The organism is Bordetella tumbae (genome assembly GCF_054780995.1).
The window spans coordinates 117514-142462 of sequence record NZ_BAAGVG010000021.1 but is presented as its reverse complement, the minus strand read 5'-3'; the positions used below and the strand labels follow the sequence as shown (position 1 = coordinate 142462).

Genomic DNA, 24949 nt, shown 5'->3' with positions numbered 1-24949 from the left:
ATAGTCGTAAGTGTTCCTGGCTAGGGTCAATGACCCTATCTACGTGTCCACTTACATTAGACCAGGACAAGCAGGGGCCTCGGCCCGCTTCGCGGGCTAAATCGCGGCTCAACGGCCCGGCGGGGCTTTTACACGCCGACCTCCTGCTGGCAATGTCTGCCATTGACGGATGTTTGTACGCTTCTCGTTGTTGAGCAGACTCCGTTGATTTGTGTCAGTTTGGCCACATGACATGAACCTGCCTATCGCATTGGCAAAGACAGCTTCAAAAAACAGCTGATGGCCCTCAGCCCTCGTTGCATTCTCCCATCGTGAGTCCCTGTCGCGTGCCTGGGCGTGGTGCCGGGCCGTTGAGCACGGATTTAGTCCGCGCAGCGGACCGAGGCCCCTGCTCATGGGCCGAGTCCGTGCGATAGGCCCGGCGCCACGCCCAGGCACGCGACAGGGACGCCTTCAGAGAGACAATCACGAACAGCAAACGCCTACAACACCAACAGCGATAAAAAAAATGCCCCCACGCTGCGCCTTCGGCTTGCTGCCCCCGAGGGGGCGTTTTTATCTTGAGGCGACCCGGCGATAAAAAAATGCCCAGTCAGGGCTTAACCGACTGGCATTGCAGCGTGGGGTTTTTTTTAGTGTTTAATCCCATGCTCGCGTGCTGCTTTCAATGAGCAGCGTTGCCGGATATCGCTCGTTGTGAACAGTGAGGCGCCTGGGAGTATGGGATGAGAATAAGCAGTGTGGTGCTGTCAGCAATGACGCTATTGGCTGCCGGCAGTGCGCAGGCCGATGCGTTGGATGCGTTCTACAGCAACCCCGTTTATCGAGCCGGTGCGAGCGAGACCTCTTGCGAGACGTTTCCGCAAGGCATTCCGCAGCGTTTGAACGACACGGACACGCGTGCGCATGCCAGGGTAATTTTGAACGGCGGCGGCGCGATTGTCGTGACGCAAGGCGCAGATGGCATTCCCCGCAGCCACTATTTCTATTTGAAGAAAGCCAGTTGCGACTGGCTCGAGCTGCAGGTGAAAGAGGGCAGTGATCCTGATGCTTTCGCCGCCGGGCTTGCTGCGAAATACGATTCGCGCATTCATTTTCAGAGCGCACATGCCGAGCGGATGGTGCGTGATTACCGCGTCGATTGTGCACCCACGAGGGCGCGCCGCTACGTGCCGCTGATCAACGTGCTGTACTACAGCTTGTCCACGATGAGCCGGCCGGATCTTTGGCTGGAGCTGAATGTCGAAGACCACGATGGCGAGATTCAATTCGTCAACGTGATTCGCAATGCAAAGCGGCAGGACAACGAGCGCGTCGAGTTTCAGCGTTCGAGTTTGCGTATCGACACAGCCGGCAACATGTCGCGGCCTAGCAATGCCACGCAAAATATATTTGACCAATTATGTGCGGGCTTTGATGGCCCGTACTGGCGCAGCAAGCATTCTGGCTGAGTGCTTGTGCAGTGCCAGTGCCAGTGCCAGTGCAAGAGCCTGTGCCAGCGCGGCCAGTCGCATCGCTGGCGCCAGCACTTGAGCTATTCGCAGAGGAACGCGACGGCGGCTGGAAATGAATTAGGTGCTGAAGCGAGGCCCAGATATTTACGGAGTGATGCTGAGACCCATGCGCCGCGCATGTGCCGCCTTGGCACCTGATAGCAATGCCTGCACCAAGCGGTTTTCCTGATCGGATTGCCGGCAGACGAAAGCCATCTGCCTCGCTGGCCCGCGTTTCCCTAGCGATAGCACGCGTACTGGATGTACCGCATATACCTGCGGTCCGGGGTCCGGCAGAACCGATACCCCGAGTCCCTCGGACACAAGGGCAGTCAATGCGGCCAAGGACTGCAGTTCCAGCCGGCAGCGCGCGTGGGGAGCGTGCTGGGCGACATAGCGCGCTGCCAACCCGCCGCCGATCGTGGTTTTGTCAAAGCGGATCCATTCGTGTTGATGCATCAGCTCACTCAAGGTTTCTTCGGTGGAATCCGGCGGTGCAATGGCGACCAAAGGCTCTTGGAATAACGGCGTCCAGGCCAGGCGGCGTGAACCGCCCGATTCGGGTTGAGTCACGACCGCTGCGTCCAACTCGCCGGTTTTGAGTTTTTCTACGAGTTCGACAACGCGTCCACGCACCAGACGCACATCCAGCTGGGGATAATGCTCTCGCACCCAACGCAACATCGGAGGCAGCAGCGTGACCTGCAATGGCTCGATGATACCTAGGCGTACGGTGCCTGATACGGTGGGCGAACTGCGGCGGCGCAGCGCATCCAGCTTGGCGAACGTTTCGCGCAATACCTCGTCGACCTCTTCGGCAAACGCATTGGGCCGCGCCTGCAGGGCAGAGCGGTCAAACAACGGCTGGCCAAAATATTCCTCCATCTGCTTCATCTGCAGGCTGACCGCGCTGGGCGACAGGTTCATATCCGCCGCCGCTGCCGCAAAACTGCCGCCGCGCAGCACCGCGCCCAGCGTGCGAAAGGCTTCGATCTTCATGAGAAATACTCACTTAGCGGATTAATATTCCTCACTTTATATCATCAGTCGGCTAGCCTAGTATCTGGAGCCTGGGCCCGCACATCTTTGCGCAGACGGACTCGGCCTGAGGCCAGGCGTGCGACACCACGGCATTAGTGGATGCATGGCGGTGCTGTAATCGAGTCCCGTTGTATTGTGAGGGGCCTTCCGGACCTGGTGGCAATGCCGCTTTTGATGACTGACTTGGATGATCACAATGAGAAGCAAACTTTTCGTCCCGGCCTCGCGGCCCGAGCTATACGCCAAGGCCTTGGCTGGGCAGGCGGATTCCTTGTCGTTTGACCTGGAAGACTCGGTCGCGGCCGATCGCAAAGACGAGGCCCGGCAGCAGTTGGCGCAATGGCTCGCCTCGCCGGAGGCGCAGGCCACGGAAAAAACGCTGATCGTGCGGGTCAATGCCATGGATACGCCGTACTTTCTCGCGGATGTGCAGGCCGTGGCGCGTCCGGGACTGCATATGCTGAACTTGCCCAAGGCCGAGGACGTGGAGCAGATCCGCGAAGCCGCACGCGTGCTGGCCGAGGCTGAAAGCGCCAATGGTGTGACACGGCCAATTCGTCTGCTGCTCAATATCGAATCGCCGCGTGCGTTGCGCTGCGCGGCCGATCTGGCCGCCGCCGATTCGCGCGTGGCGGGGCTGCAATTGGGCTTGGGCGATCTGTTCGAGCCACTGGGGATCGCGCGGCGCGAGCCCAGCGCGGTCAAGCAGGCCATGTTTTCGCTGCGGCTGGCGGCGGGGGAGGCAGGCGTGTTTGCCTATGATTCGGCCTTTGCCGACATTCGCGATGCCGAAGGCTTTCAGGCCGAGGCCGAGTTAGCGCGTCGCTTGGGATTTTTAGGCAAAAGCTGCATTCATCCCAGTCAGGTCGCCTTGGCGAACACGGCGTTCCGCCCGAGCGACGAGGAAATCGCCCATGCGGTACGTGTGGTCGAGGCCGCGCGCGATGCCGACGCTCGCGGCGTCGGCGCTTATGTGGTCGATGGAAAAATGATCGATCCCCCATTCGTACGACGTGCCGAGGCGATTGTGGAAACGGCAAAACGTTCGGGCTTGCTGCCGTCGTGAAAACGACTGACGACATGGTATTCGCAGCCTAGCGCTGCGACCCTTTCCTCCTCGATATGAATACCGAAGTTTCCCGGAGCACTGGATGACTTTATCTACCCCTGATTCCGTGGCGCCACAAGGCCAAGGCCCATTGCATGGTGTCCGCGTACTCGACCTCAGCGCCTATATCGCAGGCCCCTATGGCTGCTCGCTGCTGGCTGACCAAGGCGCCGACGTCGTCAAAATCGAGCCTCCCGTTGGCGACAACCTGCGTAAATATCCATCGTCCCTCGAATCCGAGAGCCGCGCATTTCTAGGCGTCAATCGCAGCAAACGGGGCCTGGCTCTGGATTTGAAACAGCCCGAGGCTCAACAAGTCCTGCGCGATCTGGCCAGCCGCGCGGATGTTCTGGTGCATAACTTTCGTCCCAGCGTGCCGGTTCGATTAGGCATTGCATACGAACAATTGCAGGAAATCAATCCGCGCCTGATCTATTGCGCGGTGACGGGTTACGGAGATACCGGCCCTTTGAAAGACAAGGCGGGCTACGATCAGGTCCTGCAGACCATGACAGGCATGTGCGCGATGCAAGGCAAGGCCGACGGCCCGCCCGAGATCCTGTACGGCTCCGTCGTGGATTACTACGCGGCGGCGCTGGTGGCCTCCGGTGTTTCGTCTGCCCTGTACGAGCGTGAACGCAGCGGACGTGGACAATACGTGGGTGTGTCATTGTTGCGCAGTGCCTTGACCATGCAGTCTGCCCGCATGATCTGGGCAGAAGACGAACCTCGCGAGGTCGGGCGCGACATGCGCTCGGGTGGTATCACCGGTCTGCATCCCACGCGCGAGGGTTATCTGTATATCTCCGCAAACACGCCGCATTTCTGGGCGGCATTGTGCGCGAAAACCGGTCTGGACGAATTGGCTGCGAACCCGCGCTATGACTCGGTGCGTAAACGCGCTGAACACCGCGACGAGATCGTGCCGCGTCTGCACGAGGCCTTGCAGGCGCGCAGTGCGTTCGAGTGGGAAGCCCTGTTCGGCGAAGAGGTGCCGTGCGCCGCTGCCCGCACTATCGAAGACATGTTCGATTTTCCGCAGGTGCAGGCCGAAGGCATGGTGGCGAACTACGAACATCCGGTGGTAGGGAATTACCGCGGATTTGCGAATCCGATCAAGTATGGCCGCACGCCGGGCCCTGCACCGTTTGCGGCACCAGCCTTTAGTCAACACGCTGACGATGTGTTGGCGGAGTTGGAGCTATCGTCCGAACAGATTGCCGCATTGAAAGCGCAACGGGCAGTGCTCTGAGGAGCTTGATCGCGGACGATTAGTCAACATAACGGAACAATGTTCCCATTTTTATGGAACGACGCGCAGAAATTGAACACGTAAAATGACTGGGTCAAACGCCATATAGAGGTCCGCGTGCAACCCGTCATTTCCGTGCAAGGCCTATCCAAGACCTACGCGTCAGGGCATCAGGCCTTGAAAAACATCAACCTGGACATCCAGCGTGGCGAGATATTTGCCTTGTTGGGGCCCAATGGCGCAGGCAAGACCACGCTGATCAGCATCCTGTGCGGCATCGTGACGCCGGGGCAGGGGCGTGTACTGGCCGATGGCCACGACATCGTGACCGACTATCGTGCGGCGCGTGCGCGCATCGGGCTCGTGCCGCAGGAAATTTCCACGGACGCGTTTGAAAACGTCTGGAATACGGTGACCTTTAGCCGCGGCCTGTTCGGCAAGCCGGCCAATCCGGACTATATCGAAAAGATCCTGCGCGACCTGTCTCTGTGGGAAAAAAAGGATACGCGCATCATGGCGTTGTCAGGCGGCATGAAACGTCGCGTGATGATCGCCAAAGCGCTATCGCACGAGCCCGATATCCTGTTTCTGGATGAGCCGACTGCCGGTGTCGACGTGGAGTTGCGTCGAGGCATGTGGGACATGGTGCGACGCCTGCGCCAGAGCGGCGTCACGATCATCCTGACCACGCACTACATTGAAGAAGCCCAGGAAATGGCCGACCGTGTCGGCGTGATCCGCAAGGGCGAGATCATCGTGGTCGAGGAAACCCAGACGTTGATGAAAAAACTGGGCAAGCGGCAATTGACCTTGACGCTGAAAAACGCGCTGCCGGCTGTTCCACCGGCACTCGCGGCCTACGGCCTGGAGCTCATTGGCGATGGCTATCAGCTGGTCTATACCTACGACAATCAGCACGAAGGCGGAGAGATCGCCCGCTTGCTGCGCCAATTGGATGAGTCCGGAATCGAGTTCACCGATCTGAGTTCATCCGAAAGCTCTCTGGAAGACATCTTTGTGAGCTTGGTGAACGCATGACGTTGGCGTTTTGCTCTCTGCCCATGAATGCCGAGGCTATTCGAGGTAAACAATGAATTTTTACGCTATTCGAGCCATCTATTTATTTGAAATGGCCCGCGCACGCCGCACGCTCATGCAGAGTGTGGCATCGCCTGTGGTATCTACCGCGCTGTATTTCGTCGTGTTCGGCTCGGCCATCGGTTCGCATATGGTCGAGATCGAGGGCGTCAGCTACGGGGCGTTTATCGTGCCAGGCATGATCATGCTGTCGCTGCTGACGCAGAGCGTGGCCAACGCGTCGTTCGGGATCTATATGCCGCGTTTTTCCGGCACGATCTATGAAATCCATTCCGCGCCGATTTCCTACATCGAGATCGTGATCGGCTACGTGGGGGCAGCCGCGAGCAAGTCCGTCATCTTGGGGCTGATCACACTGGCCGTAGCACGCCTGTTTGTCGAGTTCCACATCCAGCATCCACTCTGGATGATAGGCTTTCTGATCCTGACGTCGGTGACCTTCAGCCTGTTTGGTTTCATCATCGGTGTCTGGGCCGACGGATTTGAAAAACTGCAGATCATCCCGCTGATGATCATCACACCGCTGACGTTTTTGGGCGGCACGTTTTATTCCATCAACATGCTGCCGCCCATCTGGCAGACGTTGAGCCTATTCAATCCGGTCGTCTATCTCGTCAGCGGGTTCCGCTGGAGTTTTTACGGCGTATCGGATGTCAGCGTATCCATCAGCCTGGGCATGACCGTGGTGTTCCTGGTCGTGTGCTTGATCGCAGTGCGATGGATATTCCTGACGGGGTATCGTTTGAAGACCTAATTCAAAGGAGGCGGCACATCATGGTATGGGATAAGGTTCAGGCATTGGTGTTTGATGTTTTTGGCACGGTCGTGGATTGGCGCAATGGCGTTGCGCGCGAGGCCGAACCATTCTTGGCGAAGTATGGGCAGGGGGGCGTACAACCCCTCGCGTTGGCAGACGCATGGCGTCGCCAGTACTCGCCCTCCATGGAGGCCGTGCGCAGCGGTCAGCGGCCGTTTGTCCGCCTGGATGTGTTGCATCGTGAGAATCTGGAAAAGGCGCTGCGCGAATTGGGCATGAATCCTGACGGGATCCCGCCGGCAGAGTTGGATGCGCTGAATCTCGCCTGGCATCGCCTGGATCCGTGGCCCGATTCGGTCGCGGGCCTGACGCGCCTGAAAACGCGCTATATCATTGCGCCGCTATCGAATGGCAATATCCGGCTGATGCTGGATATGGCGAAACGCGCCGGCCTGCCATGGGATGCGATTCTGGGCGCAGAGGTCGCGCAGGCTTACAAGCCTACGCCCGAAGCCTATCTGCGCACTGCTGATGTGTTGGGCCTGGCACCCGACCAGATGTGCCTGGTCGCCGCGCATAACAACGATCTGGCCGCGGCGCGTAAATGCGGTTTGAAAACGGCGTTCGTGCTTCGCCCGACCGAGCATGGGCCGGATCAAAAGACGGATCTGGCGGCTGAGCAGGACTGGGATGCGGTGGCTGACGATCTCGGACAGCTGGCGGATCGATTGGTGGGCTGAGCTAGGTCTGAACTTTGCGTTGCGTTGCGTTGCGTTGCGTGGGGCTGGGCGGGGTCTGAGTTCTATTCGACGTCGATGCGGGGCAGTGACCGTGTTGGCGCTTCACGTGGCCGGTCGGCCGCCTGCGCGGCCGACACCGCTTCGTTCGTCTCGTACGGCCCCTTCGGGCCTCCCTTCGACTTCCACTCGCTCGGCCACGAGGCGCGCCAACACGGTCACTGCCCCGCATCGACTCGCAGCATCTCTGATTCCCTCGCCGCTTGCACGGGTGGTTTTCTTAGGCTTCGTAGGAACTGGTTTTTGCAAGGATGAAGATCTTGCAGGGTTGCTATTCATTGACGCCTACGGGCGCGCCAATGAATAGCGTTTGGGATCTGCATGCGAAGGCTTTGGCATCGGAGATAAACAGAAGATCTCTCGAGCTACGATTTCGTTATCCCTAGAGATGAGCTACGCACCATCATCGCATGCATCAACTCTAGCCAAGCAGATCTTCCAACCAAGCACCACGCCACCCCGTCGCATGCCCGGACCCATCGCGATTCGCGTGTGTCAGGGCACACACGAATCGGAACACCGCAAAATCTTCCTCTTTGCCCCCCGATCGATTTACGGCGCAGGATTAGGATGCTGCGTGTGAATCGCGTCGATGGCTTTGAGGATATCGTCGGACAGCGTCACATCGACGCTGTCGATGTTTTCCTTGAGCTGTTCCAGCGTTGTCGCACCGATCAGGTTGCTGGCGACAGAGCGTTGCTGGTTCACCCAGGCCAGCGCCAGATGCGTGGGCGACAGGCCGTGATCACGCGCCAGCTTCACGTATTGTTCGGTCGCTGCGTCGGTCTGCGGATTGCTGTAGCGCGTAAAACGCGTGAACAGCGTGAGTCGGGCGCCTTCGGGGCGTGCGCCATTCAGGTATTTGCCCGAGAGCACACCCATCGCTAACGGTGAATAGGCCAGCAGGCTCACTTGTTCCAGATGACTGAATTCGGACAAGCCGGTTTCGTAGACGCGATTGAGCAGACTGTATGGGTTCTGAATCGTGGCGATGCGAGGCAGACCCTGGTTTTCAGAATGCTTTAGAAACTGTGCGACGCCCCATGGCGTTTCGTTCGATACACCGATGTGGCGGACTTTGCCCGCGCGTACGAAGTCCTGCAGGACTTCCAGTGTTTCTTGAACCGGCACGGTGTAATCGTCGTCGATCCACGGATAGTCGCGTCCGAACGTGGCTGTGGTGCGATCTGGCCAGTGCAGTTGATACAGATCCAGATAGTCCGTCTGCAGGCGTTTCAGGCTGGCGTCCAGGGCCTCGGTCAGGTTCTTGCGATCCAGGTTGGTCTTGCCGTTGCGGATGTGTCCGGGGCGTTTCGGGTCGCGGACCGGGCCTGCCGCCTTGCTGGCCAGCACAATGTCCTGACGGCGTTTCGTTTTGGCCAGCCAGGTGCCGATATAGGTTTCAGTGCGGCCTTGGGTTTCGGGCTTGGGCGGCACGGGATACATCTCGGCGGTGTCGACGAGATTGACGCCGCGCGATAGTGCGTAATCCAGCTGTTCATGGGCTTCGGCTTCGCTGTTTTGCTCGCCCCAAGTCATCGTGCCCAGGCCAATCAGACTGACTTCGGTATCGGTGCGGCCAAGTTTGCGGTATTTCAAGAGAGGGCTCCGAGTGAGGAAAGGAAACGCGTCTGATGTTACTCCTCTGAGCTGAAGGAGTGATTAAATAGGAGGGCATGAGCTAATGCTCTCCGGCAGGGGCAACGCGCTGGCGTGACGGAGAGTCCCTTGCATCGATCGATGCGCGTTGCCGCGTTGTACCGGCCGGCATACTTCAGGAGTACGAATGAAACCTCGCGTGAGTTTTATCACTTTGGGTGTGGACGATCTGGATCGTGCGATACAGTTTTATCGCGATGGTCTGGGGCTCGAGACGCCGGGTATTATCGGCACGGAATTCGAATACGGCGCCGTCGCGTTTTTTGACATGCAACCGGGTCTGAAGCTGGCGCTATGGCCTCGTGCCAGCCTGGCGCACGATACGCAGGTGCCACAGGGCCCTCGCAGCGCCACAGAGTTTTCGTTGGCCCATAACGTTGCCGACAAGGCCGAAGTCGATCAGGTCATGCAGCAGGCCCGCGAGGCGGGCGCTCAGATCGTTAAAGTCGCAGGCGACACATTCTGGGGCGGATACGCGGGGTATTTTCAAGACCCGGATGGCCATCTTTGGGAAGTCGTCTGGAATCCTGAGTTCTTGCCACAGGACTGAACCGGTTTGCTGCTATAACTCCCACTCGAGCAACCCGCAGGAGCATGGCTATGTGCCGCTGGATGGCTTATTCCGGTGATCCCTTGCAGCTGGATCTGGTGATTTTCAAAGCGCAGCATTCGCTGATCGATCAGAGCCTGCATTCGCGTCTGGGGGCGACCACGACGAATGGGGATGGTTTTGGCGTGGGCTGGTATGGCCCCGATCCCGATGAGGCGCCATTTCGCTATCGCAGTATTCATCCCGCCTGGAACGATCGCAATCTGCGAGAGGCCGCGCGCGCGATCAGGGCGCCGTTATTTGTCGCCCACATTCGTGCGGCAACGGATACGCCTGCCCAGGAAACCAACTGCCATCCGTTTCGCCATGACCGCTGGTTGTTTGTGCACAATGGGTCGATCAGGGATTATCCCGTGCTGCGGCGCGAGCTGCTGATGCAGGTGGATCCGCGCTACTTTCTCTCACTGGAGGGGTCGACGGATTCGGAGGTCATGTTCTTGTTGGCGTTGACCTTCGGTCTGGAAAAAGACCCCCTGCCTGCGTTGGAACGGATGGCCGCCGCGGTGGAAGACGCCGGCCACCGGCACGGCGTGGCGCATCCGTTGAATATGACCATCTGCGCGCTGGATGGTGAGCGCCTGATTGCAGTGCGATATTCGAGCGAGGCCAACTCGCGTACGCTGTTTCATAACAACGACGTGCGCCATTTGAAACAGCTGTATCCCGACGAGCCTCGCATTGCTGCACTCGGAGACGACACCTATATGCTGTTGTCCGAGCCGTTGACCGAACTGCCCGGCGTCTGGCAAGAAGTCCCCGAGGCCACGGCCATCATTGCGCACAAAGGGGACGTACAGTATTTCCCCTTTGTGCCGGGCGGCTTATAGAAGCGGCGCGTGCATCGCACCACAATCCCCGAGCATCGTTCGTTGCAACGGGATAGGCAACATGGTGCGAAGCGCAACGGCTGGCATCCGGTCAAGTTCGGGACCCGCTGCGCAGGACCCGATTGGATCAGGCCGCGCTCTGATTCTTGCTCATTTCAGAAAACGCCGCGCGCATTGCCTCCTGGATCTGTTCAGGGGTCAGATCCTGTTTATGCGTCGCAATCGACCAGCGATGTCCGATGGGATCGGTGAGCTGCCCATAGCGATCCCCCCAGAACATATCCGTCGCCGGCATGGTGACCTTTGCGCCGGCGGCTTCGGCTTGCGCCATGGCGGCATCGACGTCTTCGACATAGATATGCAGATACACCGGCGAGTCCTGCAGCCCTTTGGGGCTCATGGCGCCGCATTCGGAAAACGCGTCGGCCAGCATGATTTTGGAGTCTCCGATTTGCACCATCGCGTGCATGATCCTGCCGTCCGGGCCCGGCAGGCGGGCCAGCTCGACCGCATTGAAAGCCTTGACATAGAAAGCGATGGCTTCGGCTGCCCCCTCGCAAATCAGGTGAGGGGTCACGGTATGCATGCCTTCGGGAATGGGTTTGACAGTGGCCATGGCAGGCTCCTGAAAGGTGCCCCTGCCGGGTTGGCAGGGTTCTATCCCTACGACGAATGATAGACATCCAGATCGACAAACTGCGTGACTTTTTTTATCCAATTGCCGCTGGCAGGGCCGAGAGGGGTGGGCTGGCGGCCTGTAACACCCGGATGTATTCCCCGGGGGCCAGGGCCGCGTCTTGAGGGCAGGGCGTGAGCGTCGCGTTAATCGACACTGGCACCTGATTTTTTGACGACCTCCGCCCAGCGCGGGATTTCCGTCGCCATCAGATCGCGCAGTTGTTCCGGGCTGCTGCCGACCAGTTCCATCCCCATGGTTTTACCCAGTTTTTCCTGGACGTCGGGTTCTTTCAGAATGGCGGCGATTTCCTGGGACAGGCGGTCAACGATGGGCTTGGGCGTGCCTTTGGGGGCGTACACCGCTTGCCATGACGCCATCTGGAATCCTTTCACCCCGGCTTCTTCCATGGTGGGCGTATCCGGGGCCAGCGCGATGCGTTTTGGCGTGGTCACCGCCAGCAGTTTGAGTTTGCCGTTCTGCAGCAAGGGCAGGGCGGCCGTCATCTGGTCGAACATGAACGTCACCGCGCCTGCGGACACATCCACCATGGCAGGCGGAGTGCCTTTATAGGGCACGTGGGTGAGCGGCACACCAATCGTGTCTGCGAACAGTTCACCCGCCAAATGAGTCGACGTGCCCTGTCCGGACGAGGCAAAGGTACGCTTGGTCGGATCGCGTTTGAGCAGCGCGATCAAATCTGCGACAGAATTCACGCCCAGGTTGGGATCCACCAGCAACACGTTGGGCAACGTGGCGACCAGCGATACCGGCTCGAAGTCTTTGACCGGGTCGTAGCGCAGGTTTTTGTACAGGCTGGCATTGATGGCGTGCGTGCTGATGGTGCCGCCAAACAAGGTGTAGCCGTCGGGCGTGGCCTTGGCGACGTAGCTCGCGCCGATACCGCCTGCCGCACCGGGTTTGTTTTCCACGATCACGTTCTGTTTCAAGCGCTCGGCGAGTTTCTGTGCCAACAGGCGGCCCACGACATCGGTGGAACCGCCGACGGTAAAGGGCACGACATACGAAATCGGTTTCTCGGTCGGCCAGTCCGCGGCTTGCGCGGGCAGACCGCAAGTGGCCAGGGCGGCCGCGGCCAGTGTTAACACTAGATGACGGCGTCGGGTGAGGTTCATCGTTGTCTCCGTAATGGTTTTATTGGTCAAGTGTGCGTGCCGTCGAGTGGGATGATCGGCACTGGCCGAGCGTTCGGCGTGGAAACTGCGTGCTTGCTAGGTCAATGCTGCTGCTTGTCGCTGCCTGTGCCGGGTCCCATGGAAATACGGGACAGGCATGGCGTGAGGCTTTTATTGTTGTTGTTGCTGCTGGCAGGACATTGAGGGGTCTTGCAAGGCCTGCTGGCTGTCATCGCAATCTCGACAACCAGCAGACCGGCGACGGGCTTTAACGCCCGTTTTTCGTACGCCAGGCGGCGAATTGTTCGCGGGTTTGCGGATCGGTGGGCGGGTACAGGCCCAGGATGCTGCGGCCGCCCTGGACTTCGCTGGTGACGAAGTCTTCGAACGCCGTCATTTCATGGGCTTCCCGAGCGATGTCGTCGGCGATGTCCGCTGGGATGATGACCACGCCTTCGCCGTCACCGACCACGATGTCGCCAGGGAACACGGCCACGTCGCCGCAGCCGATCGGCGCATTGATATCCAGGGCTTGGTGCAGCGTCAGGTTCGTCGGGGCTGAAGGACGGTTGTGATAGGCCGGGATATCCAGATTGGCGATCTCGGGCGAGTCGCGGAAACCGCCATCGGTCACGACACCCGCTACGCCGCGTTTCATCAGGCGCGTCACGAGGATAGAGCCTGCCGAGGCGGCGCGCGCGTCTTTACGGCTATCGATCACCATCACCGAGCCCTCGGGGCAGGTTTCCACGGCCACGCGTTGCGGATGGCCGCGGTCTTCAAACACTTTGATGGTGTTCAGGTCTTCGCGTGCGGGGATGTAGCGCAGCGTAAAGGCCGGGCCGACCATGTTGGGCAGTTTGGGGTTCAACGGATGCACGTCCTGGATGAACTGATTGCGCAGACCACGCTTGAAAAGCGCGGTGCACAAGGTGGCGGTGCTGACGCCCTGCAGGATGCTGCGGGTGGTATCGGATAGGGTGGTCATTGCTGTCTCTAGAGTTATCAGGTCAGACTTATAAAGTCGGGCACGAGAGCTGTGAGGTCGTTACGATGGAGGCAACGGGCCTCAACAGCAGGGGCAGGCACAATCAGAAAATGCTGGGCTCGGGCACCGGTTCGCCAAAGCTCGTTTCCAGGAAATCAAAATCGCAGCCGTCGTTGGCTTGCAGGATGTGCTTGGAATACATCCAGCCGTAGCCTCGTTCGTAGCGCTTGGGCGGGGGTGTCCAGGCTGTACGGCGGGCTGCCATTTCCTCATCGCTGATGTTCAAATGAATCGTGCGGTTCGGCACGTCCACCGTGATCAGGTCGCCCGTGCGCACCAGGGCCAGCGGACCGCCGATGTAGGATTCCGGCGCTGCATGCAAAATACACGCGCCATAGCTGGTGCCGCTCATGCGGGCATCGGACAGACGCAGCATGTCGCGTACGCCCTGTTTTACGAGCTTGGTCGGGATCGGCAGCATGCCCCATTCCGGCATGCCCGGGCCGCCTTGCGGGCCGGCGTTGCGCAGGATCATGATGTGGTCGGCGGTGACGTCCAGATTCTCGTCATCCACGGCGGCCTTCATGCTGGGATAGTCGTCGAACACCAGGGCCGGGCCCGTGTGCTGCAGGAATTGCGGGGCGCAGGCGCTGGGCTTGATCACGCAGCCGTCGGGGGCCAGGTTGCCTTTGAGGACGGCAAGCGCGCCTTCATCATAGATGGCGTTATCCAGCGGGCGAATCACGTCGTCGTTATAGACGCCAGCGCCCTCCAGGTTTTCACCGAGCGTACGCCCAGAGACTGTCATCGCGGACAGATCCAGGTGGTCTTTCGCCAACCGCGTCATCAGGCCGGGCAGGCCGCCTGCGTAGTAGAAGTCTTCCATTAAATATTTGTCGCCGCTGGGACGGATGTTGGCGATCACCGGGACCTTGCGGCTGGCGGCGTCAAAATCATCCAAACCCACTGCGCAGCCTGCACGGCGCGACATGGCGACCAAGTGCACGATCGCGTTGGTCGAGCAGCCCATGGCCATGGCCACGTTGATGGCGTTCTTGAACGACGCCACCGACAGGATTTTCTGCGGAGTCTGGTCTTCCCACACCATTTCCACCACGCGGCGGCCGCACTCGGCCGACATGCGCATGTGGTTCACGTCGGCGGCGGGGATCGACGAGGCGCCCGCCAGTGTCATGCCAATCGATTCGGCAATCGCCGTCATGGTGCTGGCCGTGCCCATGGTCATGCAGGTACCGTAGCTGCGCGCGATGCCGCCCTCGACCTCGGTCCAGTCCTCTTTGGTGATGTTGCCGGCACGGCGTTCGTCCCACAGTTTCCAGGCATCGGAGCCGGAGCCCAGGACCTTGCCTTTCCAGTTGCCGCGCAGCATCGGGCCGGCAGGCAGATAGACACAGGGCAGGTTGGCGCTGAAGGCGCCCATCAGCAGGCCGGGGGTGGATTTATCACAGCCGCCCATCAGCACGGCGCCGTCTACCGGGTGGCTGCGCAGCAGTTCCTCGGTTTCCATCGCCAAGAAATTGCGATACAGCATGGTGGTCGGCTTGACGAACGATTCCGATACGGAAATCGCCGGCAGTTCGACCGGGAAACCACCCGCCTGAAAAATGCCGCGCTTGACGTCGTCGACGCGCTGCTTGAAATGGCTGTGACAGGGGTTGAGATCGGACCAGGTATTGATGATGGCGATGATCGGGCGACCGGCCCAATCCTGCGGGCCATAGCCCATCTGCATCATGCGCGAGCGGTGGCCAAACGAGCGCAGATCATCGTGCGCCATCCAGCGTGCACTGCGCAGGTCTTCGTAAGAGCGGGTCATGAATAGGGTCTCCCTTGCTGTTTGGGCGATTAAAACACTAATATATTAGTGCGTCAATGAATCTCCAGCCCGGTACAATCCGGCCATCTTTCTCTTTTCTCGCCTATGACCCAATCGTCAACGCTGCCCGTCGACCTGCGCCTGGACCGTTCCCGCCATGCGGCGCCGCAGGTGTTCGAAAAGCTGCGCGAACTCATTGTGTCGATGGAGTTAAAGCCCGGCGCGCCACTCGCACGCGTGGAGCTGGCAGAGGCATTCGGGCTGAGCCAGACGCCGATTCGCGACGCGCTCAGCCAATTGCGCGACGAAGGGCTGGTGGATATTTATCCGCAACACACCACCGCCGTCAGCCGTATCGACATTGCCGCCGCCCGCCAGGCTCATTTTTTACGGCTGTCTCTCGAGTTGGAAATTGTGCGTGTCCTCGCTACCCGCGAGGATCCGGCATTGGTCGAGCAACTGCAGGCACACATCGACGCCCAGCATGCCAATCGTGTCGCTGAACGATATCCCGCTTTCATGGCCGCGGACCAGGCGTTTCATCAGGACATGCACGTGGCCGCCGGAGTCGGAGCATTGTGGGAACTGGAGCAACGCTACAGCGGCCACGTCGATCGCCTGCGCCGCCTGCATCTGCCCGAGGCTGGTAAAGCCGACCGCATCCTGCGCGATCATCAACGCATACTGGACGCTATTGCCCAACAGGATGTCAATGGCGCGCAGGCGGCACTGCGGGAGCACCTGTCAGGCACGTTGAGTCAGATCGAGGATATCTGCGCACGGTATCCGGATTATGTGACGGCGAGGTAGGGGGTGTTGGCTGACGTTGCGACGCCATCTGTCTGATCGCGTGGTGTTTGATACCCGCGGTACGTTGTTGCTGTTATGGTGTAAATCAGTCAGTTCTGTGTCTGTCTCGGCGTAACCCGCTCCCATATACTGTCTCGCATCAATCAGACGAGAAATTGCATGCGCTACCGTTACGTTACCGCCGATGTTTTTACCAGCCAGGCCTATTGCGGCAATCCTTTGGCAGTGGTGTTGGATGCCGAGGGGTTGAGTACCGAGCAAATGCAGATCATTGCTCGGGAATTCAATTATTCAGAAACCAGCTTTGTCCTGCCGCCAAAGGATCCTGCGAATACGGCTTGGGTCAGGATTTTCACGCCTGATAGAGAAATGCCATTTGCCGGGCATCCGAACATTGGCACAGCGGTGGTCCTGGCTCGCGAGCTGGCTATCGCCGGCCGTGTTGTGCCGGACGAATTCGTGTTTGAGGAAATCGCAGGGCTGGTGCGGATTTCGCTCGCACGCAGCGAGCAGGGCATTGATGGTGCCGAGCTGTTGGCGCCGCAACCTTTATCGCTGGGCAGCGAGGTGCCGGTCGAATCTGTGGCACGTGCGTTGAGGTTGAGTGTCTCAGATATCGAGGTGTCCGAGCACGTTCCTCAAGTGGCATCGGTGGGAGCGCCTTTTTTGATCGCTCAGCTTGCCAGCCGCGATGCGTTGCGCCGCATTGTGCCGGATGCGAACGAGTATGCGGCCTTGTTGCCTTTGGATGGCGCCAAGTCGATCTATGCCTACACCACGGATACTGCTTCGGACACGGTTGATAGCCCCACTGACATACAGGCGCGTATGTTCACGGGCCGCATGACGGAAGACCCCGCTACGGGCAGCGCGACCGTCGCGGCAACGGCATTGCGAGCGTCATTGCGCGGCGATGGGACGTTGCGATTGCGCGTAGGGCAAGGGGTGGATATGGGGCGCGCGAGTTTATTGCTCGCGCGCGCCGAGCACCGCCCTGATGGTATATGGGCGCATGTTGCGGGGCAGGCTGTGGTAGTGATGGAGGGCAGTCTGCTCCCGCCGCTGGTTCAGTAAGGCGTTTTCCTGTCCGGCCTGTTGCTTGAGCCGACTCACAGCTTTCGGCTGGCCGCAGTTGGTGGCATGGAAACCATTTCGCTCAACGCCATCAGTTACTGCGGTTCTACGCCTGCCTTTTTCGCGATGTCGCGCCATTTGGCTGTGTCCGCACGAACGGTCTCGGCCAGGGCTGCCGGGCCTGTTCCCGAGGCCGTGATGCCCTGGCGCAGCAACAGTTCCTTCATCTGGGGCTCTTGGATGGTTTCGTCAAAAGCGTTCGCAATACGGGCCTGCAGCTCAGGGTCCATGTTGGCAGGGGCGAATAGCGCAAACCATATGATGGCTTCAAAGCCGGGAATCCCGGCCTCTTGTACCGTCGGTACATCGGGCAGCAATGGTGATCGTTCCTTCGATGTCACTGCCAAGGCCTTCAGGCGGCCGGCTTTGACAGGCTCCAACGAAGTCATGACGACGTCGAGCATCATGTCGACGTGTCCGCCCAGTACGTCAATCAATGCAGGTCCCGATCCGCGATAGGAGATGTGATTCATCTTCAGTCCGGCCTCGGCCGCGAAATAGGCGCCACCCAGGTGGCTGGACGATCCGGTGCCGGCCGACGCGTAAGAGACTTGTTCCGGCTGGGATTTGGCCAGCTTGATGAAGTCATTCAGCGTGTTCACTCCCAATTGAGGGTTAACCACGATGACATCAGGAATGGTGCCTATTGTCGTGATCGGTGTGAAGCCCTTGACGATGTCGTAGGGGAGATTGGCGGTGACGCTGGGCGCAATCGCGTGGCTGGTGACGGTGCCCAGCAATAGGGTGTAGCCATCTGCGGGCTGGCGATTTACGTACGACGTTCCGATTACACCAGAAGCACCGGCGCGGTTCTCCACGATGATGTGTCCGCCGGTTTTCTTGCTGACGGCATCGGCCAGCTGTCGCGCGACCAGATCGGTGGATCCCCCGTTGGCGTAGGGCACAATGAGCTGTACTGGTTTGCCGCCGGGCCAGGCATCCTCTGCATTGGCGGCCGGGATGGCGCACAGCGCCGAGACAGAACAAAGCAGGAAACAGGCAAAAGTTTTCTTGACGGATAACATGAATTCCCCTGAGTTTTATGTCTCCCGCCTACGTTGGGGGAGTATGTTTAAATAGTAGGGACGATGCCCTAGAGCGTCGACAGGGTGAAACTTATAAGCCTATAAAGCGCACGCTATGAAAGCCGCCGATTTGAATCTCCTGGTGCATTTCGATGCACTGATGACGTGCAGCAGCGTGTCTCAAGCCGGGGAGTTGCTGGGCATCAGCCAACCCGCGATGAGTTCGGCGTTGAGTCGATTGCGCTATCTGTTTGGCGATCCATTGCTGCAGCGCCAAGGCAATCGTTGGACCCCTACGCCGCGTGCGCTTGAGCTGCATCGCAATTTTCAGCCGTTGCTGCAGGCATGGCGTCGCAGCATCTCGCGCGAGATGACCTTTGACCCTGCCTCGACACAACGCGTCTTTACGCTGTGCGCCAGTGATTATCTGCAGTTGGCCGTTTTCCCGAGGATATTGTCCGCCGTACAAAGCGAAGGGCCAGGTATCGGATTGCGGTGTTTGCCGCCGAAATTGGGCGGCGCGCTGGAGATGCTGGCAGAGAACTACGTCGAGCTTTATATCGGCCACTATCCCGATCCGCCCGACAACCTGCGGGCACGCTTTCTGTTCGAAGAGGCCTGCACCTGTCTCGTGCGTAAAGGGCATCCTGCACTGGCTCGTGCCTGGAATCTGGACACGTATCTGCAATATGGGCACATCAATGCGTCGGGGTATGCGAACTACTTCAATGCGCAGGTCGATGCCGCATTGCGTGCCATGGGTTTGCAACGTAACGTGGCGGTGCTGTTGAGCAGCTATATGGCCACGCCATTTGTGGTGGCGCAGACCGACATGATTGCCACCTTGCCGTTGAGCGTGGCCAGTCAGTTAAAGGCAGCAGCAGGCATCGAATTATTGCCTGCGCCTTTGCCGCTGCCGCCTTTGAGTGTGTCGCTTTATTGGCATGAGCGCTATCAGAACGATGACGCTCATGCCTGGCTGAGACAACGGATGGGTCAGGCTTTCGATGCCAGCGCCCGATCCACGAGATCGCCGTAGATTTTCCGGGCTGCGGCTACGGATACGCGCTCATCGTGCAGGTCGTCGGCCAATGCGGTTACCGCGCGGTCTTTGGGATTGCCAAAACCTCCAGCTCCAGAGGTTTCAAGACACACACTTTCTCCACGAGCCATACGCAGGCCGGCGGTTTTCGAGGACATGATTTCCTCATTGCCGTCGGTACGTTTGTAAACCAGGCGTGCCTGCCTGCCATCACCGCCGCCCAGTACACCGCTCGCACGGCCCGCGACGTGGTTATCTGAACGTGCCGAGAAAACGATGCCATCAGCGAGCGCCCGTATCTCGCGAGCTACCGCCATTCCCCCCCGCTGACGGCCCGCACCGCCGGAGTCGGACACCAGCGCATAGCGTTCGACGCGCAAGGGGTACTCGTTTTCCAGGGCCTCCACGGGCAGGTTCGATGAGTTGGTCATGTGGACATGAACGCCATCCATGCCGTCCATGTCGTCGCGAGCGCCCGACCCGCCGGCGACGGTCTCCAAATAGACGAAGTCTCCTGGACGGCTGGCCAAACGGCCAGAGAATACGATCGCAGGGCACACGTCGTTGCCCGAAGCCATGATGCGTGACTGCGGCAGCGCCTCGCGGAATGCGCCGAAAATCGCACCGGCGACTTTTTGTGCTGTCAGAGAGCGTGCGCCTACAGCGGCCGGGGCCTGCGGATTGACGATGGATCCTGGCGGCGCCACGATTTCCAGCGGCTCGAACAGCCCGGAGTTCGCGGCAAGCTCGGGGTCGAGCAAGGCTTTGACGGCATAGTAGACGCAGGCCTTCAGTGCACTATCGGGTAAGTTCATCGCACCGCGTGCTTGAGCCCCCGACCCTGAAAAATCGAAACGCAGGCGGCCCTGCAACACCGTGACTGCGACCTGCAACGGTACCGGATCGCCTCCACCCAGGCCGTCATCGTCCATCATGTGCACAAAGGAATACGTGCCTGGATTCAACTCGGAAATGCGGCGTTCCAGGCGCGAGCGGGTGTATTGAATCAGGTCCTCTACGGCAGTCAATGCACGCTCCAACCCCATTTGCGTGAGCAGACCTTGCACCGCTACTGCACCGCGCTGATTGGTGGCGACCTGGACTTTCAGATCCAGCCAGCGTTCTTCCGGATCGCGGGTATTGCTGCAGATCAGCCGCAGCAGGTCTTCCTGAATGTCGCCGTCGCGCGCGATACGCACCACAGGAATGCGGATTCCCTCTTCGAAGACCGTGCGCAGGCCGCCTGCGATGGAGCCCGGTACTGATCCTCCCACATCGGCATGATGGCCGACGTTGGCCGTGAAGAATACGAGCTGCCCCTCATGAAAAACAGGGGTGACGATGTTGATATCGGGCAGGTGGCTGCCGCCGGCCAGGTAGGGGTCGTTGCTGATAAATGCATCGCCCGGTTTGATCTGTGCAACGGGATATTGATCCAGCACTGCCTGCATGGCTCCGTTGAGCGAGCCCAGATGCAAGGGGATTTGGGTCCCTTGGGCCACCAGCCTGCCCATGGCGTCGAACAGTGCCACAGAGCAGTCTTTGCGTTCTTTGATGTTGGTCGAGAACGACGAACGCACGAGCGTATTGTTCATGTCCTCGGTGATGGAGAGCAGGCGATTGATGAAGACCTCCATTTCGATGGGGTCTCGCAAAGCAGGCGTTTGAGTCGTCATGAGTATGTCCTAGAAGCAGCGGCGAGGCTCAAACCCGCACCACGATGTTGCCGAATTCGTCGACGCGCGCCGATTGGCCGGGGGCGATAACAGTGGTCGAACTCATTTCTTCAAAAACCACCGGGCCTTCAAAACTGGCATGGGCGCCCAGTTGATCGCGATCGTAGACGTCAGCCTCGCGCCAACCGATGGCTTCGCCGAAATGGATGCGGCGGCGCGAAATCGGTTGAGAAATCGCACGTTCGGCAATGTTTGCCAGCGGGGCCTTGGTCACGCGTCCAATGGCTTTGGTACGGCAGTTGATGATCTCGATGGCGCGGTCAGGCACGTCATAGCCATACTCGCGCCGGTGCGCTTGCCCAAAGCCTGTGTGGAATGCGTCAAAAGAGGGCGTTTCGTGCGCGGGCAGTGCTACTTGGACCTCAAAATTCTGTCCGACATAGCGCGCGTCGATCACGACTTCGTAATCGCGGTTCGGGGCATCGACGCCTTCTTCTTCGAGCCAGCGGTTGGCTTCCTCGCGCAATCTGTCCAGGCGTGCGAGCACGCGTGGCCAGCCCTCAGGCTCAATGACGGCGATTTCGCTTTCGACAAAATCAAAGGAAACATCCGTCAGCAGAATGCCGCGCGCGCACAATGTGCCAGGCTCTTGGGGAATGATGACGGTAGGAATGCCGCATTCCCGCGCGACGTCGAGCGCGTGCAGGGGACCGGCGCCGCCAAAGGCGCACAGGGCGAATTTCGAGAGTTCATGGCCACGCTCCGTCGATACCGAGCGTATCGCACGCGCCATATTGGCATTGGCAATACGGATGATGCCCTCGGCTGCGGCCTCTGCGCTCAAACCTAGTGGTTCTGCGATACGGCGGGCGATCACTTCGCGTGCAGCGGTTGCATCGACGTTCATCCGGCCTTTCAACAGTTTGACTGGATTCAGGCGCTGCAACGTGAACATGGCGTCGGTAATGGTGGGCTCGGTGCCTCCACGGCCATAGCCGACGGGGCCGGGGACTGCGCCCGCGCTATGGGGGCCGACTTTCAACGATCCCGCCTCGTCGATCCAGGCAATGCTGCCGCCGCCTGCGCCGATGACATGGATGTCCACCATCGGTGTTTTGACCGGATAACCCGCCACAGAGCGGCTGGAGGTAAACGCCGGACGTCCCTCCAGAATCAGCGAGACATCGGTGCTGGTGCCGCCCACGTCAAAGGTCACGGCATTGGGGAAACCTATGGTGCGGCCGAGTACGGCCGTTCCTACGACGCCAGCCGCGGGGCCTGACAGACACGTGCGTACGGGGAACTGGCGCACCGTTTGTACCGACATGAGGCCGCCATTGGAGTGGATGGTGTGAGGTTCATGACGAATGCCGATATCGGCCACACGCTCCAGAAAGCGCTGCAGATAGCGTTCCATGCGTGGTCCTACCGAGGCATTGAGCGTGGTCGTGGACAGGCGTTCGAATTCCCGGAACTCGGGTAAAACGTCGCTGGATAGGCTGATGTAGGCTTCGGGCAAGACCTCGCGCACAATGTCGCGCGCCCGGCGTTCGTGATCGGGATTGCGATAGGCATGCAGGAAACAGATCGCGACGGCCTGTACGCTAGCGTCGCGCAATACCTCGGCAGCCGCGCGTACAGCGGATTCGTCCAGGGGCTCGACGACTTCGCCTTGCGGGGAGATGCGTTCGGGCACCTCCTGGCGCCAGGCGCGGCGCACCAGTGGGGTGGGACGCGTCACACTATAGTCGTACAGGTGAGGCCGGACCTGCCGGGCAATTTCCAATACATCGCGAAATCCCCGGGTCGTAATCAGGCCGCAGGGGGCAATTTTGCGCTCGATGATGAGATTGGTCGCGACAGTCGTGCCATGGCCGATGTGTTCGATCTGATCCGGCTGCAGGCCGTGTTTGTCCATGAGGCCGGTAATGCCTTGATGGATGGCTTCCGATGGGTCGCTGGGGGTGGAGGGAACCTTGAAAAAAGCGACCTCGCCATTTTGGCTGTTCACCAGCGTGAAGTCGGTGAACGTGCCCCCGACGTCTATACCGATTCTGTACATGCTTTGAGTCCTTGGTACGACAACTGAAGAGGACTCGATGGTAGAAGCCGGGGGCAGGGAGGGAGAATAGGGTGTGGCTTATGGTGTCATCTGGTTGGCTTATGCTGGCGCGGTTATCTCCCCACGGCATAGGCCTGCATCAGCCTGGCCGTCGCCGCTGCATGCAGCAAACCATCCTCGTCCCGGGTCGCAGCCGTCAAGCGTCCCGTGGACCACTCAGGTTCCTCTTCGATGACATGCCCGCGGGCGCGCAGATCAGCGATGACCTCCGCGCCGAACGAGGTCTCCACTGCCAGATGCCCTGGCTTGCGGTCGCGCGGGTAAAACGACGACGGAAAGTGCATCGTGTGTGACATGGGCTGGTCGATGGCTTCCTGCAGATTCAATCCGTGATGGACATGGCGCAGGAATAGCAGCAATTGCCACTGCTCTTGCTGATCTCCGCCAGGTGTGCCGAACACCATGTAGGGTTTGCCGTCGCGCAGGGCCAGCGATGGCGTCAGCGTCGTGCGTGGCCGTTTTCCGGGGGCCAGTGTGCCCGGCAGACCGGGTTCCAGCCAGAACATCTGCGCGCGCGTATTGAGCGGGAACCCCAGCTCCGGGATCACGGGCGATGATTGGAACCATCCCCCTGATGGCGTTGCCGATACCATGTTGCCCCAACGGTCGATCACATCGACATGGGTGGTATCGCCGCGTTTGACCGAGGCGCGCATGTCGGCCAGCGTGGGCTCGCTGCTCGGAGCGCCCACGGGTGTGACCTTTGACAGGCGCGACAAGACGTCCATGACCCGGTCCACTTGCGCCTCGAAGCCGGGCACGCGGCCCGGCTGCAGATCGTGCGATGCCATGGCTCCAATCAAGGCACGGCGTTCGTCGTTATAGGCATCCGACAGCAGATGCGCCAGGGGCACATCGACAAAAGACGGGTCGCCGTAATACGCCTCACGGTCGGCAAACGCCAGCTTCATGGCCTCGGTAACGTGATGAATGAACTCCGCGCCATTCGGCCCTGCCTGCCGCAGGTCCAGCCCTTTTAGCAATGCCAGGGTTTGCAGGAGGACGGGGCCTTGGCTCCATACACCTGCTTTCGCAACGGTATAGCCGTGATAGTCATAGGTGGCCGGCGTATCGTAGCTCGCCGACCAGCTGGCCATGTCCTGGGCCGTCAAGACGCCACGATGCGGCGTGCCGCTCTCGTCCATGACTTCGTTATGGCGGGCATATTGGTCAATCGCCTCGGCCACAAAGCCGCGATAAAACGCATCCCGCGCCGCGTCAATCTGACGCTCGCGGTCATTGCCGGCGGCTTCGGCCTCGCGCAATACGCGGCGCCAGGTCTCTGCCAGACGGGGATTACGAAACAGCTTGCGAGCCTCAGGCACGTTGCCGCCAGGCAGGTAGACCTGTGCGGTGGTGGGCCAGTGCGCAGTAAAGAAGTCCTTGAGCCCCGCGATCGTGTTGGCGATGCGCGGCATCAACGGGTGGCCTTGCTCGGCGTAATAGATCGCCGGCTCGAGCACATCGCGCACGCGCAATGTGCCGTGGTCGCGCAGCATCAGCATCCAGGCGTCGAACGCGCCGGGGATGACGGCAGGCAGCAAGCCATTGCCGGGTATCAGGTTCAGACCGAGAGATTGGTAGTGTTCCAGCGTCGCGCCTGCCGGCGTCGGGCCCTGGCCGCACAGGACCTCGGTGCGGCCGGTGCGTACCGAATGAAAAATCACCGGCACTTCACCCGCCGGGCCTACCAGGTGCGGTTCCACGACCTGCAGCACAAAACCGGACGCCACGGCTGCATCAAACGCGTTGCCGCCGCGTTCCAGCAGCGCCATGCCAGCGCTGCTGGCCAGCCAGTGCGTCGAGGTCACTACACCAAACGTGCCCAGGATCTCGGGGCGCGTGGTGAACATGCGATATC

At 60.0% G+C, this 24949-nt stretch carries 20 protein-coding genes and 1 pseudogene; 11 read left to right on the top strand and 10 right to left on the bottom strand.

Features of this window, described 5'->3' with window-relative positions:
• Positions 1-725: 725 nt before the first annotated feature.
• Complete coding sequence (locus tag ACYVI2_RS21980) at positions 726-1451, top strand: hypothetical protein (RefSeq protein ID WP_415821983.1); 726 nt, start codon at positions 726-728, stop codon at positions 1449-1451.
• Between the two features lie 147 nt (positions 1452-1598).
• On the opposite strand, the gene ACYVI2_RS21975 is transcribed toward ACYVI2_RS21980, so the two are convergent.
• A complete protein-coding gene (locus tag ACYVI2_RS21975) occupies positions 1599-2492 on the bottom strand; it encodes a LysR family transcriptional regulator (RefSeq protein ID WP_415821982.1) in 894 nt (297 codons plus the stop codon).
• A 238-nt stretch (positions 2493-2730) separates the two neighbouring features.
• On the opposite strand from ACYVI2_RS21975, the gene ACYVI2_RS21970 reads away from it, so the two are divergent.
• From ACYVI2_RS21970 to ACYVI2_RS21950, 5 genes and pseudogenes are all read left to right on the top strand, one after another.
• On the top strand, positions 2731-3600 hold the full coding sequence (locus tag ACYVI2_RS21970) for an HpcH/HpaI aldolase/citrate lyase family protein (protein ID WP_415821981.1): 870 nt from the start codon (positions 2731-2733) through the stop codon (positions 3598-3600).
• A gap of 85 nt (positions 3601-3685) precedes the next feature.
• A complete protein-coding gene (locus tag ACYVI2_RS21965; RefSeq protein WP_415821980.1) occupies positions 3686-4894 on the top strand; it encodes a CaiB/BaiF CoA transferase family protein in 1209 nt (402 codons plus the stop codon).
• 117 nt (positions 4895-5011) lie between these two features.
• Positions 5012-5932 (top strand): ABC transporter ATP-binding protein, encoded by a 921-nt coding sequence (locus ACYVI2_RS21960; RefSeq protein ID WP_415821979.1) that lies wholly within the window; start codon positions 5012-5014, stop codon positions 5930-5932.
• 52 nt (positions 5933-5984) lie between these two features.
• Positions 5985-6746, top strand: a complete 762-nt coding sequence (locus ACYVI2_RS21955; protein WP_415821977.1) for an ABC transporter permease — start codon at positions 5985-5987, stop codon at positions 6744-6746.
• 35 nt (positions 6747-6781) lie between these two features.
• A pseudogene (locus tag ACYVI2_RS21950) lies at positions 6782-7489 on the top strand (haloacid dehalogenase type II); the annotation flags it as partial.
• A 609-nt stretch (positions 7490-8098) separates the two neighbouring features.
• On the opposite strand, the gene ACYVI2_RS21945 reads toward ACYVI2_RS21950, so the two are convergent.
• The gene (locus ACYVI2_RS21945; protein WP_415821976.1) at positions 8099-9145 is read right to left on the bottom strand and encodes an NADP(H)-dependent aldo-keto reductase; all 1047 of its coding nucleotides are present in this window, start codon (positions 9143-9145) and stop codon (positions 8099-8101) included.
• A 187-nt stretch (positions 9146-9332) separates the two neighbouring features.
• Between ACYVI2_RS21945 and ACYVI2_RS21940 the strand changes: the two genes are divergently transcribed.
• Positions 9333-9755, top strand: coding sequence for a VOC family protein (locus ACYVI2_RS21940; protein ID WP_415821974.1), 423 nt, complete (start codon positions 9333-9335; stop codon positions 9753-9755).
• 50 nt (positions 9756-9805) lie between these two features.
• A complete protein-coding gene (locus ACYVI2_RS21935; protein ID WP_415821972.1) occupies positions 9806-10642 on the top strand; it encodes a class II glutamine amidotransferase in 837 nt (278 codons plus the stop codon).
• Between the two features lie 127 nt (positions 10643-10769).
• Here the strand turns inward: ACYVI2_RS21935 and ACYVI2_RS21930 are convergent, their stop codons facing one another.
• From ACYVI2_RS21930 to araD, 4 genes are all read right to left on the bottom strand, one after another.
• On the bottom strand, positions 10770-11258 hold the full coding sequence (locus ACYVI2_RS21930) for a VOC family protein (protein ID WP_415821971.1): 489 nt from the start codon (positions 11256-11258) through the stop codon (positions 10770-10772).
• Between the two features lie 206 nt (positions 11259-11464).
• Positions 11465-12454: a Bug family tripartite tricarboxylate transporter substrate binding protein gene (locus ACYVI2_RS21925; RefSeq protein WP_415821969.1), complete on the bottom strand. Its 990-nt coding sequence runs from the start codon at positions 12452-12454 to the stop codon at positions 11465-11467.
• Between the two features lie 268 nt (positions 12455-12722).
• A complete protein-coding gene (locus ACYVI2_RS21920; protein ID WP_415821967.1) occupies positions 12723-13442 on the bottom strand; it encodes a ribonuclease activity regulator RraA in 720 nt (239 codons plus the stop codon).
• Positions 13443-13545: 103 nt separating this feature from the next.
• Complete coding sequence (gene araD / locus ACYVI2_RS21915; protein ID WP_415821966.1) at positions 13546-15279, bottom strand: L-arabinonate dehydratase; 1734 nt, start codon at positions 15277-15279, stop codon at positions 13546-13548.
• A 105-nt stretch (positions 15280-15384) separates the two neighbouring features.
• On the opposite strand from araD, the gene ACYVI2_RS21910 reads away from it, so the two are divergent.
• On the top strand, positions 15385-16089 hold the full coding sequence (locus ACYVI2_RS21910) for a GntR family transcriptional regulator (protein WP_415821964.1): 705 nt from the start codon (positions 15385-15387) through the stop codon (positions 16087-16089).
• Between the two features lie 159 nt (positions 16090-16248).
• Positions 16249-17163 carry a PhzF family phenazine biosynthesis protein gene (locus ACYVI2_RS21905; protein ID WP_415821962.1) on the top strand — a complete coding sequence of 305 codons (915 nt, stop codon included), beginning with the start codon at positions 16249-16251 and terminating at the stop codon, positions 17161-17163.
• Between the two features lie 95 nt (positions 17164-17258).
• Here ACYVI2_RS21905 and ACYVI2_RS21900 read toward each other — a convergent pair whose 3' ends face one another.
• Positions 17259-18248 carry a Bug family tripartite tricarboxylate transporter substrate binding protein gene (locus ACYVI2_RS21900; RefSeq protein WP_415821961.1) on the bottom strand — a complete coding sequence of 330 codons (990 nt, stop codon included), beginning with the start codon at positions 18246-18248 and terminating at the stop codon, positions 17259-17261.
• A 115-nt stretch (positions 18249-18363) separates the two neighbouring features.
• On the opposite strand from ACYVI2_RS21900, the gene ACYVI2_RS21895 reads away from it, so the two are divergent.
• The gene (locus ACYVI2_RS21895; RefSeq protein WP_415821960.1) at positions 18364-19287 is read left to right on the top strand and encodes a LysR family transcriptional regulator; all 924 of its coding nucleotides are present in this window, start codon (positions 18364-18366) and stop codon (positions 19285-19287) included.
• Here ACYVI2_RS21895 and ACYVI2_RS21890 read toward each other — a convergent pair.
• The 3 genes from ACYVI2_RS21890 to ACYVI2_RS21880 all read right to left on the bottom strand — a co-directional run bounded on the left by ACYVI2_RS21890 (position 19245) and on the right by ACYVI2_RS21880 (position 24941).
• Positions 19245-20966 (bottom strand): hydantoinase B/oxoprolinase family protein, encoded by a 1722-nt coding sequence (locus tag ACYVI2_RS21890; protein ID WP_415821959.1) that lies wholly within the window; start codon positions 20964-20966, stop codon positions 19245-19247. The genes ACYVI2_RS21895 and ACYVI2_RS21890 overlap by 43 nt on opposite strands.
• Before the next feature lie 28 nt (positions 20967-20994).
• The gene (locus tag ACYVI2_RS21885; RefSeq protein WP_415821958.1) at positions 20995-23028 is read right to left on the bottom strand and encodes a hydantoinase/oxoprolinase family protein; all 2034 of its coding nucleotides are present in this window, start codon (positions 23026-23028) and stop codon (positions 20995-20997) included.
• Between the two features lie 113 nt (positions 23029-23141).
• Complete coding sequence (locus tag ACYVI2_RS21880) at positions 23142-24941, bottom strand: gamma-glutamyltransferase family protein (RefSeq protein WP_415821984.1); 1800 nt, start codon at positions 24939-24941, stop codon at positions 23142-23144.
• Positions 24942-24949: the final 8 nt, after the last annotated feature.